Origin of the sequence: Nocardia sp. XZ_19_385 (assembly GCF_015355755.1) — a bacterium.
Classification (GTDB): domain Bacteria; phylum Actinomycetota; class Actinomycetes; order Mycobacteriales; family Mycobacteriaceae; genus Nocardia.
Map to the genome: position 1 here is coordinate 2,590,253 of NZ_JACVEE010000001.1, position 14,738 is coordinate 2,604,990.

A 14,738-nucleotide genomic window follows, 5' to 3' on the forward strand; every position below is an offset into this window, starting at 1 on the left:
CCGTATTCCGGGAACCGGATGTGCGAATGACCTCAGGCGTGGCAGCCCACAGGGCCGCGCAACCGGCATAGGGTCGTTTCCATGACCGAGGAATCGCAGCAATTTCGCATCGAGCACGACACGATGGGGGAAGTCCGGGTCCCGGTGCACGCCCTGTGGCGCGCGCAGACGCAGCGGGCCGTGGACAACTTCCCGATCAGCGGACGCGGGCTGGAGCGGGCGCAGATTCGTGCGCTCGGATTGCTGAAAGCCGCGTGCGCCACGGTGAATCGGGATCTGGGGCTGCTGGACAAGGACAAGGCCGACGCCATCGTCGCCGCCGCGCAGCAGATCGCCGCGGGCAGCCACGACGACCAGTTCCCGATCGATGTGTTCCAGACCGGGTCGGGCACCAGCTCGAACATGAACGCCAACGAGGTGATCGCCTCGCTCGCCAAGGCGGCCGGCGTGGAGGTCCATCCGAACGACGACGTGAACATGTCGCAGTCGTCCAACGACACCTTCCCCACCGCGACGCATCTGGCGGCGACCGAGGCGGTCATCACCGATCTCGTTCCGGCGCTGGAGCATCTGCGCCTGGCGCTGCTGGACAAGTCCAGCGAGTGGCGCACGGTCGTGAAGTCCGGCCGTACGCATCTGATGGACGCGGTGCCGGTGACTCTCGGTCAGGAGTTCGGCGGCTACACCCGGCAGGTCGCGGCGGGCATGGAGCGGCTCATGGCGACGCTGCCCCGCCTCGGCGAGCTCGCCATCGGCGGCACCGCGGTCGGTACCGGCTTGAACGCCCCGGCCGGGTTCGGCGCGAAAGTCGTTGCGGAGCTGGTGAAGTCGACCGGTATCGACGCCCTCTCCGAGGCAAAGGACCACTTCGAGGCGCAGGCCGCGCGCGATGGCCTGGTGGAACTCTCGGGTGCGTTGCGCACCGTCGCGGTCAGCCTCACCAAGATCGCCAACGACATCCGCTGGATGGGTTCGGGCCCGCTGACCGGCCTGGGCGAATTGCAGCTGCCGGATCTGCAGCCGGGTAGCTCGATCATGCCGGGCAAGGTGAACCCCGTCCTGCCCGAGGCGGTGACGCAGGTGGCCGCGCAGGTCATCGGCAACGACGCGACGGTGGCGTTCTCCGGCGCGAGCGGCGCCTTCGAGCTGAACGTCTACATCCCGGTGATGGCGCGCAACGTGCTGGAGTCCATCCGTCTGCTGGCCAATGTGTCGCGGCTGTTCGCCGATAAGTGCGTAGTCGGGCTGGTCGCGAACGAGGAGCACCTGCGCACCCTGGCCGAGTCCTCGCCGTCCATCGTGACCCCGCTCAACTCGGCGATCGGCTACGAGGAGGCGGCCGCGGTGGCCAAGGAGGCGCTGAAGGAGCGCAAGACGATCCGACAGACGGTCATCGACCGCGGGCTGATCGGCGAGAAGCTCACCGAGGAAGAGCTGGATCGCCGGCTGGACGTGCTGTCCATGGCGAAGGTCGACGGAAACTCCTGAGCACATCCGAATTCCCCCGTGGCACGGGACGCCGGCGGGGGAATTCGATCTCGGGGGAGTACTTCCTAGCCCAGGAAGAACTTCCAGAATACCTTGGCCCAGAATTCAAAGAAGTCGACAACCATTTCCTTCACCTTCCTTGCGTCGCTGCGGGATTACAGCGTCCACTCAGCTAATCGGCGGCAATGTGTGGCGCGTTTCACTAAATCCGCAAGAAAGGTGAAAAAAGGGGTTTCAGGCGGGCGCTGCGGCCCGCAAATACGCCAGCTCGTCCCGCGCCCGCTCGCCCTCGGCGCCCAGGTCGGTGCGTTCGAAGACGTTCCACTTCCGCAGCAGCGGTCCGAACACCAGTTCGCCCTCTTTCGCCGGGTCGTAGATACCGGCCTCGGCCAGGAGCTCATCGCTGGTCCGGCCGTCCGGCAGCGCCACCGTCGGCACCGTGAACCCGGCCACCCGATCGGCGATCGCCCGCATCGTCTGATCCGGCGCGTGCGCGAAAGCGGCGTCGACCAGATGGGCAAAGAACGCCGCCTGCATTTCATCGTCGATCGCGATTCGTTCCGCCATCGCGGTCACCATCGAATTCTCCTGCAGCGCCGCGATATTGCGATGCCGAATGGCGGAGGCCAATTCTTCGAAAGCGCAATTTGCCAGCACATCCAGCAAATGCATTGCGGGACGACGGAATCCGGTGGTCATATGCGCCATCCGCGACCGCTCCAATTCGACCGGGTCGACCGCGCGCGTCACCATCAGGTAGTTGCGCAACATGATCTCGTGCCGGTTCTCCTCGGCGGTCCACCGGCCCACCCAGCGCCACCACGGGCCGGTGCGCAGGTACTTGCCGAGCTCGCGGTGGTACGAGGGCAGGTTGTCGGCGATCAGCACGCTCACCGTCAGTGCCAGCTTGGCAACCTCGCTGAGCTCGGATTGCTCCGGCTCCCAATCGTTTCCGCCCAGGAAACCGAAGTTGCGGCCGTCGTCGAAGGGCACGTAGTCGTGGGGCTGCCAGCCGTCGGCCAGCTCGATGTGCCGATGGAGTTCGAGTTCCACCTCGCCGGAGAGGGCATCGAGCAACTCGCGGTCGGTCAAGTGATTCTGCACCAGCACAACCTAGTCGCTGACCCCAGCTAGTGGGGAGCCACACACGAGAAAAGAGCACCCGAGACCGAACGGCCTCGGGTGCTCCGCCCGGCCTACTTCGGCGTGACGGTCGTCTGACCGTCCTTCCAGGTGATGGTGCCGCCGGTGAAGGTGGATTCCTTGCCACCGGGGATGTCCATCTCGTCGCTGGTCGGGTAGCCGAGCTTGCCGTTGGCGCCGCCGTTGGCCTCCCAGGCCTTGCGGATCTCGCCCCAGACGATGTGGGCGTCGCCGTCCTTGGCCGAGTAGATGGTGCCGCCGGCGAAGTCCTGATATTTGCCGTCGCCGGGGCCATTCTCCTGCGCCTCGAGCGGCGCGCCCAGCGCGCCCGCGGCGCCGCCGGCCTCGACGTACTTCTCGTAGATGTCACCGGAGATGGTGACCTCCTGGCCACCCTGGGTGGGGATCTTGGTCTCCTCCACCTCGGCGCCGGGGGACGTCGTGGCGGTCTCGGTGGCGGTAGCGGAACCGGATGCCGTGGCCTCGCCACTGGCCGTGGCCGACGGAGTCGACAGCACCGAGGTCACCGCACCCTTGGCCTTGTCGACGTTCTCTTTCGCTTCGTCCTCGCTGCATCCGGCAGTAAGCAGCAGAGCACCGACGCCGAGCGCCGCGGTGAATGTAGCCGTTCGTCGAGCGAAGTGGTTCATGTGTCCATCCTCTTCTCGAAATAGGCAAACCTCTGAAGTTCGGCAACGATCCGGCGAACCCGCATGGGATTCGCCGGATCGCGCTGAACAGGTAACGCCGCGGGATATTACCCGCTCGATGTGAGATGAAACACACGCTCCCTGATTGCCGTATCAGGGCTTTCCCGGACTACGCGTTCGGGCCGTACTCCTCCAGCATCTCGGTGACCAGAGCGGCGATCGGCGACCGCTCGCTGCGGGTGAGCGTGACATGCGCGAAAAGCGGGTGCCCCTTGAGCTTTTCGATCACCGCCGCGACACCGTCGTGCCGGCCGACCCGCAGGTTGTCGCGCTGCGCCACATCGTGGGTGAGCACCACCCGCGACCCGGTACCCAGCCGGCTGAGCACGGTGAGCAGCACGTTGCGCTCCAGGGACTGCGCCTCGTCCACGATCACGAACGAATCGTGCAGCGAACGACCGCGAATGTGGGTGAGCGGCAAGACCTCCAGCATGTCGCGGGAGAGCACCTCCTCCAGCACCTCACGGCTGGCCAGTCCGTCGAGCGTGTCGAAAACGGCCTGCGCCCAGGGCCCCATCTTCTCGCTCTCGGAACCGGGTAGGTAGCCCAGATCCTGACCGCCGACCGCGTAGAGCGGACGGAACACCACCACCTTGCGCTGCGTGCGGCGCTCCAGCACCGCTTCCAGGCCCGCGGTCAGCGCGAGCGCCGACTTACCGGTGCCCGCCCGGCCACCGAGCGAGACGATGCCGATGCTCTCGTCCAGCAAGAGATCCAGCGCGATGCGCTGTTCGGCGGAGCGGCCGTGCAGCCCGAATGCCTCCCGTTCCCGCACCAGCTGCACCCGTTTGTCCGGGGTGACCCGGCCGAGTGCGCTGGAGCTCGTCCCGAGCAGCCGGATGCCGGTGTGGCAGGGCAACTCCCGGGCCTCGTCCAGATCGATGACGTTCTCCGAGTAGAGCTGATCGACCCGCTCTTTGGCGACATCGATTTCGACCATGCCGGACCAGCCGGAGGTCACCACGTCCTGGGCGTGATATTCGTCGGCGTGTAAGCCCACCGCGCTGGCTTTGACGCGCAACGGAATGTCCTTGGACACCAGCACCACCTCGCGGCCCTCGGCCGCCAGGTTGAGCGCACAGGCCAGGATGCGGGAATCGTTGGTGTCGGTGCGGAATCCGACGGGCAGGACCGCGGGGTCGGTGTGGTTGAGTTCCACCTGCAGCGTTCCGCCCTCGGTGCCGATCGGCACCTGCTCATCCAGCCTGCCGTACTGCAGGCGTAGATCGTCGAGGTTGCGCAGGGCTTCCCGCGCGAACCAGCCCAGTTCGTGATGATGACGTTTGCCTTCGAGTTCGCTGATGACGACCAGCGGAAGTACCACGTCGTTGTCGCCGAACCTGGTGAATGCCCAGGGATCCGACAACAGGACCGAGGTGTCGATGACAAAGGTTTTCTGGGAGAGCGAAGGGCGAGCCCCCTTGGTGTCTGTAGGGACAGCGGCGGATTTCCCGGAACGGGATTTCGCCGAGGGAGCGGAAACGGAGCGTGCAGCAGTCACGGTGGGCTCCTTTGTGTCCGTGCGGCACCCGCGCGCGGACGATCTCGCTGGACCGGCCGGTCCTGATGGCGTGTGACTTTCGTCAACTACCACGAGGGCCGGGCGCCGGCCCTCTCGCACTGAATTTCTCAGTCACGGTCAGGACCTCCCGTACGAACCACACCGACGCGGCCCGCACCAACGACGCTACCGCCGACCACCCGGTCTGCGCTCGGGGAAGCGAAGGCGTGTCCGTGAATCTTTCGTTAACCGAGACGAGACTGCGAGCTAGAGTCGGTTTATGTCCGGCAACGAGGAACTCGAGAACCTGTCGTCGAAGGAACTGCACGACGAGGCGGTGAAGCGCGCGGTGCGCCACGGGGATGTGAAGTTCCTGTGGCAGCTGCTCACCCGGATTCCGGCCGCCCAAGCCGCGGCCGGGGATCTCGGCGAGAGTGAAGCCGACATCAAATACGTGGTCCCGTTGATCGACGATTACATCCACGCCGGCGACGGCGCGGTCGCCGAGCAACTGCGGCCGTTCTATCTGGAGTACCTGACCGAGCATTCCTGAGTCACTCCGGCTACTCGACGGTGATCGCGCCAGAGGGGCAGATCGGCGCGGTCAGCGGCGGGTGAGCAGCTTGGACGAGGCCGCGCGCCAGAGTCCGGCGGCGGTGCCGCGCAGGAAGTTCTCCCAGCTGAAGTGGTCGTGCCACAGCACGATTCGGCCGTCGCGCAGTTCCAAGGTGCCGGTGACCCAGAAACCGATCGTCAGCGGGCCGGCGCGCAGGTAGTCGGTGCGGTCGGTGAGCACGATCGCGCCGTTGGCGGCGATGTGGTGCATGTCGACCGCGAAACCGAAGGCGTCACGATCCAGGCCGCGCAGCACACCGCCGACCCGGCGGATGCCGCGGATGTCCGGCAGCGAGGTGTTCTTCCAGACGATATCGGGGTCGAGCAACTCCAGCGCCTCGTCCACCGCGCCAATTTCGAGCGCGGCGAAGAACTCCCGCACCGTCGTGATCGAATCCTGCATGAGCTCGAGTTCCTCGGACATGAATCGAGCGTAGGCCGCCCGGAGCGGTTCGACCATCCCGCGCGGCAAGGCAGTTGGCTAACCGGCCCGCTCGGCGATGAGGGCGGCGAGACCGTCGAGGATCCGGCTGATGCCGAAATGCAAGGCGTCGCCCGCGTCGTCCGCCAACGGTGCGCTGCCCGGCGCGGCAGCGGCCTCCTCGGCGAAGGCGGCTCGTACCGCCGGATAGCTGTCCCCCGCCGCGGCCATCATCTCGCCGAATTGCTGGGCGACCTGCTCGGCCAGCTGGCCGCCGGTGACGCCCCGAGCCTGCTGGGCCAGGCTGCGGATATGCCCGTTGAGCAACACGACGGTGTCGAGTCGTTCCGGGCCGGTCAGCCCGGTCCCTTCCAGCGCGGCCAGTGCGACCTCCAGCCAGCCCATCTCGTTGGGTCCCATGGGGCGGATCCCGACCGCGAGTTCCAGCGACCACGGATGCGCGCAGTAGCGCTCGAAGAGGGTCGTCGCCCAGTGCCGCAGGCTTTCTCGCCACGGTTCGGCCGACTCCCCCGCCGGCGCGACGGTTTTCGAGGGCGCACCGACGGCGGCGTCGAACATGAGCGCGGTCAGCTGCTCCTTGCCCGGCACGTACCGGTACAGCGACATCTTGGTGAAGCCGAGGCGTTCGGCCAGGCGCTGCATGGAGAGGTTGGCCAAGCCTTCGGCGTCGGCGAGCGCGATGGCCTCGGCGACGATCCCCGCCAGCGTGAGCGCGGGTTTGGGGCCGCGCTTGGGCCGCTGCTGAGTCCCCCACAGCAGCTCGACGGTGGTCGGTGACGGCATTCGCTGATCCTTCCGGAAACCCGCTTGACGCGTAACTGTGTCTACCATACGCTGATCTGTGTCCGACGGAAACAGATTCCATCGGACGCAGTTTCAGACCTCAGGAGAAACCATGCGTAACCAGTCCGTTCTCATATCCGGTGCCTCTGTCGCAGGTCCGGCACTGGCCTTTTGGCTCAACCACTACGGCTTCGATGTGACCGTCGTCGAGCGGGCACCCGCGCTGCGCCCCGGCGGTCAGGCCATCGACTTCAAAGGCGCCACGCACCGGACCGTCCTGGAGCGAATGGGCATCTGGGAGGAGATCCGCCAGCACCGCACCGGCACCACCGACACCGTCTTCGTCGACGAGAACGGCACGCAGGTCGGGTTCATGTCGGGTGATTTCACCGGCGGCGACGTCGAGATCCTGCGCGGTGATCTGGCCGAGATCATGTACAAGCGGACTCTCGGCGACTGCGAATACGTCTTCGGGGATTCGATCAGCGCGCTCACCGAGACCGCCGACGGGGTGCATATCGAATTCGAGAAGGGCGCCCCACGCACCTTCGACCTGGTCTTCGGGGCCGACGGAATCCATTCGCGGGTACGGCGTCTGGCGTTCGGGCCGGAGGCGGAGTTCGTCAAGCACCTGGGTCACTACTACTGCGTGGCGGGTGCCAGCCCGTGGAGCGCTGAGCACACCGGCCCGCGCGAACGCGGCACCGCCCACGGGTTCAACGCTCCGGGCCGGCTCGCCATCAGCGGTGGTTCGAAGGCCCAGCAGCTGTACATGTTCGCCGCACCCGAGCTCGACTACGACCGCAATGACGTTGCGGCGCAACGCCGGATCGTCGAGCAGCAGTACGCCGGGCTGGGCTGGGAGGTGCCGCGGATGCTGGCCGAGATGGCGGAGTTCGACGACTTCTACCTGGATTCGCTGAGCCAGGTGCAGATGCGCAGCTACACCGAGGGCCGAATCGCGCTGGTCGGCGACTCCGCGTACGGAAATACCCTGGGCGGATTCGGAACCGGGCTCGCCGTGGTCGGCGCGTACGTGATCGCCGGGGAACTGGCGCTCGCCGGCGGCGACCATGCCGCGGCCTTCGCGAACTACAACGAGATCATGCGCCGCTACGCCAAGATCGCGGGCAATGCCAACGCGGGCAAGTTCCTCGCCCCGCGCACCGAGCGCGGTATCAAGATCCGCAACTGGTTCCTGGGCAGCCGAATGTTCGCGCTGATGGCCAAGTTCGGTGACAATGCCGCCAACGACATCGATCTGAAGGATTACCCGGCGCTGACCGCCAGGTGAACGCCCGCTCACCTGGCCCATAGAGATCGGCTGTGTTTCGATGGAACCGGAACGGGGTGGAGTGCGTCTATATGGACGAACGGCTCACATCCGCCACCGGGCACCTGAACACCAGGGGAGCGATCCATGAGACCTACCGACGGCAGGGCGATCACCAATCCCGAGAACGCGCAGAACTTTTCGCACGCCGAGATCAAACAGGCCGCCGATCAGATGAATCCGGCCGGACTGGACGCCGCGTTCGCGGCCTGGTCGGCGATCGCCGCGGCGGTGACGAAGGCGGGCGACGAGTTCGAGACGGCGATCCAGAAAGCCATCGATCAGCGCTGGGAGGGCGCGGCGGCCGCGGCGGCGGTGCGCGGAATCCGCGAATATGCCACCCGGGTAGGGGAACTCGGGGAATCGCTGGCCCAGCAGTCCGATCCGCTGTCCTCGGCGGCGAGCGCGGCCACCGGTTTCAAGGCCGCGATACCCCCGGTGGCCGAGAGTTCCGCCAACTCCACCGAGCCGGCGGCGCGTAACTCGCAGGAGGAACAGGCCCGCGACGACATGTACACCTATTACATCCAGCCGTACGGCGCGACGGCACCGGAAATCCCGACGCTCCCGGAGCCGGTGAATCCCGTCAGCGTGCCCGGCACCGGTGTCACGCCGATTCCGAGTTCGCCTGCGCCACAACCCGGTAGCGAGAACGGCACACCGAGCGCGACCAAACCGGTCGATCCCACCGGAAACGGCACGCCCGCCGAAGCAGGCACGCCCGCCGAGGAAGGCAAGCCGAGCGAAGCAGGCACACCCAGCGAAGAGGGGAAGCCGAGCGAGGAAGCCACCCCCGCCGCGGATACCCCTGCCGACACCACCGAAGCACCGGGAAATACTGCCCCGCAATCGGTCTCGCAGAATCCCGGCAACACTTTCCCGGCCGCCGCCTACGCGCCGTCGACGACCGGTACGGCACCGCAGTCCGCCACCATGCCGGCCGCCGCGGTCGCTCCGGGTTCACCCGCCGCGATACCCCAGTCCGCCGTCGTGCCGAACAGCTCGGCCGCGAGCAATCCGAGTACGGCGCCGAACGCGGCGAATCCGCTGCGGCCCGGCACCTCGGTGCCCGCGCATCCGGCGGCGCAGAACGCTCCGGTCGCACCGGCCGCGGCCGGCGGTCGTGTCGCCACGCCCGGCGCTCCCGGCTACGCGGGCATGATGCCGCCCCGCGGCCACGCCCGCGGCGAGGACGACGGCGAGCACAAATCGGCGAAATATCTTCGCACCAAGGAACATACGAAGGAACTGCTCGGCGAGACCGAGAAAACCGTTCCGCCCGCGCTCGGAGCCGATTGATGCCACAGCCCCCGCTCCCCCAGTGGACGCTGACCGCCGAGCAGTTCGCGGCGGCCTGGTACGGCACCGGCCTGGACCGGTTGCCGTTCCCGTTCCGGTTCACCAGCCGCTTCCCCGGACTGCACGACTATCAGGATTATCAGCGGCGCTTCCGGCGCGAACTGGACGCCGACGAGCACCTGCACCTCAAGCGCGCACTGCGGGTGCTCGGCCAACCCGATTGGCGCATAGAACTATTCGGCCTCGACAACCGGCGCGGCGGGACCACGGAAATGCGCGCCATCGGCTGTGCGAGCCGCAGCGGCACCGCGGTCATCGCCATCCAGAAACCGGCCGCCGACGGCGGCAAGGTGCGACTACGCCGCTGCCGCAGCGACCATCTCGCCACCGAACTCATCCGCTTGCTGCCCGATCCGCCGGCCGGCACCGCGCCCGAAAAGAGTTACCTGCTCGGCGATCTCGACGACAACCCGCCCGACCCGTTCGGCAATCCCTCGGTGGCCCGGGACAGCTACCGCCGCTTCTGGCGGCAGCCCTGCACCACCCGCGGCACCGTGGTCGTGCTGCTCGGCCCGCGCAACGCGGAACCGTTGCGCACCGGCAAGCTGCGCTGGATCGACACTGTCGAGGGCCGTTACGCCGAGACCCCGGCCAACGGCGCGCTGATGATCCGGCCGGCCACCAGCGCCGGAATCACCCGCTACCTGGATGAAGCCATCATTCGCGCCCGCGCGCGGCTGGACTCGTAGCACGGTTGCCCGCATTTCGCCCGGCACGGCGGGCGCGTGTCACATCCCTGCCTGCCGAATCAGGCGCGGACCGCGGGCTTCTTCCCTACCGTGGACGCTATGACCAACCGAGACGAAATCAAGGTCTTCTTCGACGAGTATCAGAAAGCGCTGACCGCCTACGACGCCGAACGTGCTGCCGCACACTGGGGTACGCCGGGCACCATCATCGCCGACGGCTTCATCGGCTCCGCGGAAAGCACCGCCGAAATGGCCGAGGGTCTGGCCACCGGCTACCCCTTCTACCGTCGCCTAGGCCTGGCGAGTGTCGGCTACACCCTGCTGGAGACGGTCGACCTAACGCGTCAGATCGTGCGGGTGCGCGTGCGCTGGCACTTCTACGACGCCCAGGGCGCCCTGCTCACCGACAGCGACTACGAGTACCTGCTGCGCCGCGACGGCGGCGGCCTGCATGCCTACGTCGCGGTCGCCATCGATGAGACCGAGAAGCTGAGCCAGCTGGCCGCCGCGAAGGGCGTCGAAGTACCGGCCAGGTGACAGCGAAAGCGGCTCAGCCGAGCAGGTGCCAGTCCTCCAGGCCCTGGTAGAGCGGGACGCTCTGGGCCAGCTTGGTGACGCGGCCGCGCAGGGTCTCGAGATCCGAGCCGCCGGCCAGCGCGGTGGCGATGATGTCGGCGACCTCGGTGAACTCGGCGTCGCCGAAGCCGCGGGTGGCCAGGGCGGCGGTGCCGATGCGCAGGCCGGAGGTGACCATCGGCGGGCGCGGGTCGAACGGAACGGCGTTGCGGTTCACCGTGATTCCGACCTCGTGCAGCAGATCCTCGCCCTGCTGGCCGTCGAGCTGAGAGTTGCGCAGGTCGACCAGGACCAGGTGCACGTCGGTGCCGCCGGTGAGCACGGTGATGCCCTTGTCCTTGACGTCGGCGCCGGTGAGGCGCTCGGCCAGGATCTTGGCGCCCGACAGCGTGCGCTGCTGGCGGTCCTTGAACTCCGCGCCCGCGGCGATCTTGAAGGCCACAGCCTTGGCGGCGATGGCATGCATGAGCGGGCCGCCCTGCTGGCCCGGGAACACCGCGCTGTTCAGCTTCTTGGCGAATTCCTGCTTGGCCAGGATCAGGCCGGAACGGGGGCCGCCGAGGGTCTTGTGCACGGTGGAGGAGACGACGTCGGCGTGCGGCACCGGGGAGGGGTGCAGGCCCGCGGCGACCAGACCGGCGAAGTGCGCCATGTCGACCCACAGGTAGGCGCCGACCTCGTCGGCGATCTCCCGGAACGCGGCGAAATCCTGGTGCCGCGGGTAGGCGGACCAGCCGGCGACGATCACCTTCGGGCGGGATTCGCGAGCGATCTTGCGCACCTCGTCCATGTCGACGCGGTGGTCTTCCTTGCTCACCCCGTAGGAGTGCACCTCGTAGAGCTTGCCGGAGAAGTTCAGGCGCATGCCGTGGGTCAGGTGGCCGCCGTGCGCGAGATCTAGGCCGAGCAGCCGTTCGCCGGGGCTCATCAGCGCCATCAGCACCGCGGCGTTGGCCTGGGCGCCGGAATGCGGCTGGACATTGGCGAAGTCGGCGCCGAACAGTTCCTTGGCGCGGTCGCGGGCGAGGGTCTCGACGACGTCGACGTGCTCGCAGCCGCCGTAGTAGCGGCGGCCCGGGTAACCCTCGGCGTACTTGTTGGTGAGCACGCTGCCCTGAGCCTGCAGCACCGCGCGCGGCACGAAGTTCTCCGAGGCGATCATCTCGAGGGTGTCGCGTTCGCGGGCGAGTTCGCCGGCCATTGCGGCGGCGAGCTCCGGATCGAGCTCACCGAGAGACTGGGTATTGACAGAGGCGGTCACGCCGCCGAGTGTATTGGCCTGATCCTGCGTGGTGGGCACGGGGTTCTGTTGCATCGCAACCTCCATCGTTGCCCGGCACCCAGGCGCGCGGTGCGGGACGTGAGGCTTCCCGGTGGTTGCTTCCACCTCGAGTGCGCCAGTCGCGGTCCGCTCAGCTTATCGGGCGTGGCCGCTGGTCACTCGAAAGGGTCAGCAGTGGGCCGAGGGTTTCCTGGACGTCGTCGAGCGGCCGCACGGATTTCATGGCGCGAGCCTGGACGATCGCGCCTTCCATGGCGCTGAGCACGAGGCTCGCCAGGGCCCGTGCACGGTCGGCGGGGACGCCTTCGGCCGCAAGTGCGGTCGCCAGCCGGTCGTTCCAGTCGTCGAAGACCACACCCGCGGCCGCCTGCACGCCTGGTTCGGCTTCGGCGAGCGCCGCGCTCACCACCGGGCAGCCCGCGGCATAGTCGCTGTTGCGCAAGGCCTTCTTCCACCAGCCGACCAGCCCGGCCAGCCACTGGTCGGGTGTGCCGGTCGCGGTGACCCGGTCGAAGACGGCGGACATGCGTTCGCCCGCGACCTTGGTCGCTTCGGCCACTAGTTCGGCCTTGCCCGACGGGAAGTGCTGATACAGCGAGTTGCGGGAGGCGTTGCTGCGTTCGAGTAGCGCGGCCAAGCCCGCGCCGGGCACGCCCTGCTCGCGAACCAGCTCGATGGCGCTCTCGAGCAGTCGTTCTCGCGGACCTGCTGGCACGCGTCCTCCTACGCCACTTGTGTGAACCGATCGGTCCATGTTCCAATACTAGCGGATGTGAACCGATCGGTTCACCGATTGGGCTCAGTGAATTCCTCCGAAAGGGGCGGCCGAATGACCACAGCCGAGATCGATTACTCGAAGCTTTCCGGCCTCGAACTGCTGCGCACCGCCATGACCATGGAGAACCGGCCGCGTTTCATCGGCGACCTGCTCGGCATGGAAGTCGAAGAAATCGAGCACGGCCGCGTGGTGTTCGCCGTGCAGACCCGCCAGGACTTCGCCAACCCGCTCGGCAGCACGCACGGCGGCATCTGCGCCACCCTGCTCGATTCGGTGATGGGCTGCGCGGTGCACACCACCCTGGAACCGGGCGTGGGCTACTCCACCCTGGAATTGAAGGTGAACTACATCCGTTCGGTGCCCACCGACGGCCGCCGCCTCACCGCCACCGGCACCATCATCCACGTCGGCCGGACCACCGCGACCGCCGAAGGACGCGTCGTCGACGAGCAGGGCCGCCTGGTCGCGCACGCCACGACGACCTGCGTCATCTTCCGCTGAATCGGCGCTCCTGCCCCTCCTTTTGGGGGCGCGGCAGTAGGTAACGGAATGGGGTGTGACCACCGGTTCACAGGGTGAAAGTTATCTCCATTCGATTACGAAGGAAGCCCTCATGCTGAACCTGGTCGCCGTACCCACCAACCCGCTCGATGGCCTGCTGCGCGCACTGTCGCAGCTGATGTGCACCATCTCCTCGGGTGGGAACTGCGCAGTCATCCAGTAGCGCGAGACAATTCGCGAAGGCCCGGCACCGATGGTGCCGGGCCTTTCGTTCACATGCGGCGGATCGCGCCGGGCGTCAGGGGCTCGTCGAGCAGGCGACGGAATCGGTCCGCGCGACCCTCGGCGTCGGGGGCCTGGTCCAGCCAGCCGGCGAGCAGTTTGTAACCCTCCACGTAGGTGCTGATGTACGCCCGCCACAGCGGCGAGGACAGGAATCGCAGCGATTGCCGGGCCCGTTCCGGTGTCGCCAATGACCACTGCTGCAGGAACTCCGCCACTTCGGTTTCGTCGCGATGGCGGTCGTGCAGCAGCAGGGCCGCGTCCTGCCGCACGCTCAGCAGTTTGGCCGAAGCGGTGGCCAGGCGTTCGGCGCGGTCGCCGTCGAAGCGCAGACCCAGATCGGCGTAGATCTCCTGCGCCCACTTGCCCCAACCGGGTCCGACGATCGAGCGCAGCGCCAGGTCCGCCAAACCCTCCGCCATCAGGCACTGCGGGGTGTTGACCAGGAACAGCGTCTGCTCGGCCTGGCCGGCCCCCACCAGTCCCGCTTCCTTACGGCAGTGCTCGGTGTGATGACCCGGGTAGGACTCGTGCGCGATCAGGCTCGGCAGGTGCGCCATGTGCTGTTTGAGGTCGGAGTTGATCGCCACGCGGGAGTGGTAATTGCCCAGGTAGTAATTGAATCCGGACCACGGCTTGTCGCCGACCACCTCGTAGGTGACGTGTTCGTGGTCGGGCAGCGGGTAGCGCTCACGGACCAGTTCCCGCAGCGCGGAGGAGAACGCTTCGACGCAGACCTGCAACCGTTCCGGCGGAATCTCGTCGCCGCGGCGATGTGCGGCGATCCGCTCGGCCAGCGGGCCGTCGCCGGGGAGCACCTCGCCCATCAGCCGGTGCGCCTCGCGGTAGTCCTCGGTGTCGCCGGGTGCGATGTCGACGTCGAAGTAGTCGCGCACCTCCTCGACGAAACCGATGTCGTCACCGGCGAACTTGCGGCCGGAAGTTTCCAGTGCCCGCAGGTGCACGTCCAGGAACTCGGTGCGCTCGGGCGCCAGGCCCGCGTCGGGCAGTTCGGCGCGCAGCACGGCCGCGCGGCGCGCCAGGTCGCGCGGTTCCGGTGCGGGGGTGTTCTGAACGGCGCGGCGCAACTCCGGATCACCGGTGTAGGCGTCGACGAAACCTTCCTCGAGCCGATCGAAAGCCAGGCCGAGCCGCAGATATTCGGTCACAAGGGGATGCGCTTCCATGCCCGTCAACCCTAGTGCGTGTCAGCCGGAGCCACCTGCGGTTACCAGCCGGTAGCGGTACCCCCCGTT

The 14,738-nt window shown here is 67.4% G+C and carries 15 protein-coding genes; 7 read left to right on the forward strand and 8 right to left on the reverse strand.

The window, feature by feature from the left end; translation table 11 throughout:
* The first annotated feature begins 81 nt into the window (after positions 1 to 81).
* A complete protein-coding gene (locus IBX22_RS12245) occupies positions 82 to 1,488 on the forward strand; it encodes a class II fumarate hydratase (RefSeq protein ID WP_194815388.1) in 1,407 nt (468 codons plus the stop codon).
* A 234-nt stretch (positions 1,489 to 1,722) separates the two neighbouring features.
* On the opposite strand, the gene IBX22_RS12250 is transcribed toward IBX22_RS12245, so the two are convergent.
* The 3 genes from IBX22_RS12250 to IBX22_RS12260 form a co-directional block, all read right to left on the reverse strand.
* Positions 1,723 to 2,592, reverse strand: a complete 870-nt coding sequence (locus IBX22_RS12250; protein ID WP_194815389.1) for an acyl-ACP desaturase — start codon at positions 2,590 to 2,592, stop codon at positions 1,723 to 1,725.
* Between the two features lie 92 nt (positions 2,593 to 2,684).
* Positions 2,685 to 3,281 carry an LGFP repeat-containing protein gene (locus tag IBX22_RS12255; protein WP_194815390.1) on the reverse strand — a complete coding sequence of 199 codons (597 nt, stop codon included), beginning with the start codon at positions 3,279 to 3,281 and terminating at the stop codon, positions 2,685 to 2,687.
* Between the two features lie 169 nt (positions 3,282 to 3,450).
* Complete coding sequence (locus tag IBX22_RS12260) at positions 3,451 to 4,842, reverse strand: PhoH family protein (protein ID WP_194815391.1); 1,392 nt, start codon at positions 4,840 to 4,842, stop codon at positions 3,451 to 3,453.
* A gap of 280 nt (positions 4,843 to 5,122) precedes the next feature.
* Here IBX22_RS12260 and IBX22_RS12265 point away from each other — a divergent pair, with 280 nt between their 5' ends.
* Entirely contained in the window at positions 5,123 to 5,395 is a 273-nt protein-coding gene (locus IBX22_RS12265; RefSeq protein WP_194815392.1) for a hypothetical protein, read from the forward strand.
* Between the two features lie 51 nt (positions 5,396 to 5,446).
* On the opposite strand, the gene IBX22_RS12270 is transcribed toward IBX22_RS12265, so the two are convergent.
* Positions 5,447 to 5,881 carry a limonene-1,2-epoxide hydrolase family protein gene (locus IBX22_RS12270; protein ID WP_194815393.1) on the reverse strand — a complete coding sequence of 145 codons (435 nt, stop codon included), beginning with the start codon at positions 5,879 to 5,881 and terminating at the stop codon, positions 5,447 to 5,449.
* Between the two features lie 57 nt (positions 5,882 to 5,938).
* Positions 5,939 to 6,682 (reverse strand): TetR/AcrR family transcriptional regulator, encoded by a 744-nt coding sequence (locus IBX22_RS12275; RefSeq protein ID WP_194815394.1) that lies wholly within the window; start codon positions 6,680 to 6,682, stop codon positions 5,939 to 5,941.
* A gap of 112 nt (positions 6,683 to 6,794) precedes the next feature.
* Here IBX22_RS12275 and IBX22_RS12280 point away from each other — a divergent pair, with 112 nt between their 5' ends.
* The 4 genes from IBX22_RS12280 (at position 6,795) to IBX22_RS12295 (ending at position 10,600) form a co-directional block, all read left to right on the forward strand.
* Positions 6,795 to 7,976: an FAD-dependent monooxygenase gene (locus tag IBX22_RS12280; protein ID WP_194815395.1), complete on the forward strand. Its 1,182-nt coding sequence runs from the start codon at positions 6,795 to 6,797 to the stop codon at positions 7,974 to 7,976.
* Positions 7,977 to 8,102: 126 nt separating this feature from the next.
* On the forward strand, positions 8,103 to 9,314 hold the full coding sequence (locus IBX22_RS12285; RefSeq protein WP_194815396.1) for a hypothetical protein: 1,212 nt from the start codon (positions 8,103 to 8,105) through the stop codon (positions 9,312 to 9,314).
* Complete coding sequence (locus IBX22_RS12290; protein WP_194815397.1) at positions 9,314 to 10,063, forward strand: ESX secretion-associated protein EspG; 750 nt, start codon at positions 9,314 to 9,316, stop codon at positions 10,061 to 10,063. The genes IBX22_RS12285 and IBX22_RS12290 overlap by 1 nt, the downstream gene beginning before the upstream one ends.
* 99 nt (positions 10,064 to 10,162) lie before the next feature.
* Positions 10,163 to 10,600: a hypothetical protein gene (locus IBX22_RS12295; protein WP_194815398.1), complete on the forward strand. Its 438-nt coding sequence runs from the start codon at positions 10,163 to 10,165 to the stop codon at positions 10,598 to 10,600.
* Positions 10,601 to 10,613: 13 nt separating this feature from the next.
* On the opposite strand, the gene glyA is transcribed toward IBX22_RS12295, so the two are convergent.
* On the reverse strand, positions 10,614 to 11,900 hold the full coding sequence (glyA, locus tag IBX22_RS12300; protein ID WP_194815399.1) for a serine hydroxymethyltransferase: 1,287 nt from the start codon (positions 11,898 to 11,900) through the stop codon (positions 10,614 to 10,616).
* 151 nt (positions 11,901 to 12,051) lie between these two features.
* Positions 12,052 to 12,636: a TetR/AcrR family transcriptional regulator gene (locus tag IBX22_RS12305; RefSeq protein ID WP_309234552.1), complete on the reverse strand. Its 585-nt coding sequence runs from the start codon at positions 12,634 to 12,636 to the stop codon at positions 12,052 to 12,054.
* A 114-nt stretch (positions 12,637 to 12,750) separates the two neighbouring features.
* On the opposite strand from IBX22_RS12305, the gene IBX22_RS12310 reads away from it, so the two are divergent.
* A complete protein-coding gene (locus IBX22_RS12310) occupies positions 12,751 to 13,200 on the forward strand; it encodes a PaaI family thioesterase (protein WP_194815401.1) in 450 nt (149 codons plus the stop codon).
* Between the two features lie 272 nt (positions 13,201 to 13,472).
* On the opposite strand, the gene IBX22_RS12315 is transcribed toward IBX22_RS12310, so the two are convergent.
* A complete protein-coding gene (locus tag IBX22_RS12315) occupies positions 13,473 to 14,669 on the reverse strand; it encodes a DUF885 domain-containing protein (RefSeq protein WP_194815402.1) in 1,197 nt (398 codons plus the stop codon).
* Positions 14,670 to 14,738 lie beyond the last annotated feature (69 nt).

What these genes read in the sequence shown, in the direction of transcription:
- IBX22_RS12310 (WP_194815401.1), top strand. Translation starts at nt 12,751, where the DNA reads ATGACCACAGCCGAGATCGATTACTCGAAGCTTTCCGGCCTCGAACTG.
- IBX22_RS12315 (WP_194815402.1), bottom strand. Translation starts at nt 14,669, where the DNA reads ATGGAAGCGCATCCCCTTGTGACCGAATATCTGCGGCTCGGCCTGGCT.
- IBX22_RS12265 (WP_194815392.1), top strand. Translation starts at nt 5,123, where the DNA reads ATGTCCGGCAACGAGGAACTCGAGAACCTGTCGTCGAAGGAACTGCAC.
- IBX22_RS12245 (WP_194815388.1), top strand. Translation starts at nt 82, where the DNA reads ATGACCGAGGAATCGCAGCAATTTCGCATCGAGCACGACACGATGGGG.
- IBX22_RS12290 (WP_194815397.1), top strand. Translation starts at nt 9,314, where the DNA reads ATGCCACAGCCCCCGCTCCCCCAGTGGACGCTGACCGCCGAGCAGTTC.
- IBX22_RS12285 (WP_194815396.1), top strand. Translation starts at nt 8,103, where the DNA reads ATGAGACCTACCGACGGCAGGGCGATCACCAATCCCGAGAACGCGCAG.
- IBX22_RS12295 (WP_194815398.1), top strand. Translation starts at nt 10,163, where the DNA reads ATGACCAACCGAGACGAAATCAAGGTCTTCTTCGACGAGTATCAGAAA.
- IBX22_RS12255 (WP_194815390.1), bottom strand. Translation starts at nt 3,281, where the DNA reads ATGAACCACTTCGCTCGACGAACGGCTACATTCACCGCGGCGCTCGGC.
- IBX22_RS12270 (WP_194815393.1), bottom strand. Translation starts at nt 5,881, where the DNA reads ATGTCCGAGGAACTCGAGCTCATGCAGGATTCGATCACGACGGTGCGG.
- IBX22_RS12275 (WP_194815394.1), bottom strand. Translation starts at nt 6,682, where the DNA reads ATGCCGTCACCGACCACCGTCGAGCTGCTGTGGGGGACTCAGCAGCGG.
- IBX22_RS12280 (WP_194815395.1), top strand. Translation starts at nt 6,795, where the DNA reads ATGCGTAACCAGTCCGTTCTCATATCCGGTGCCTCTGTCGCAGGTCCG.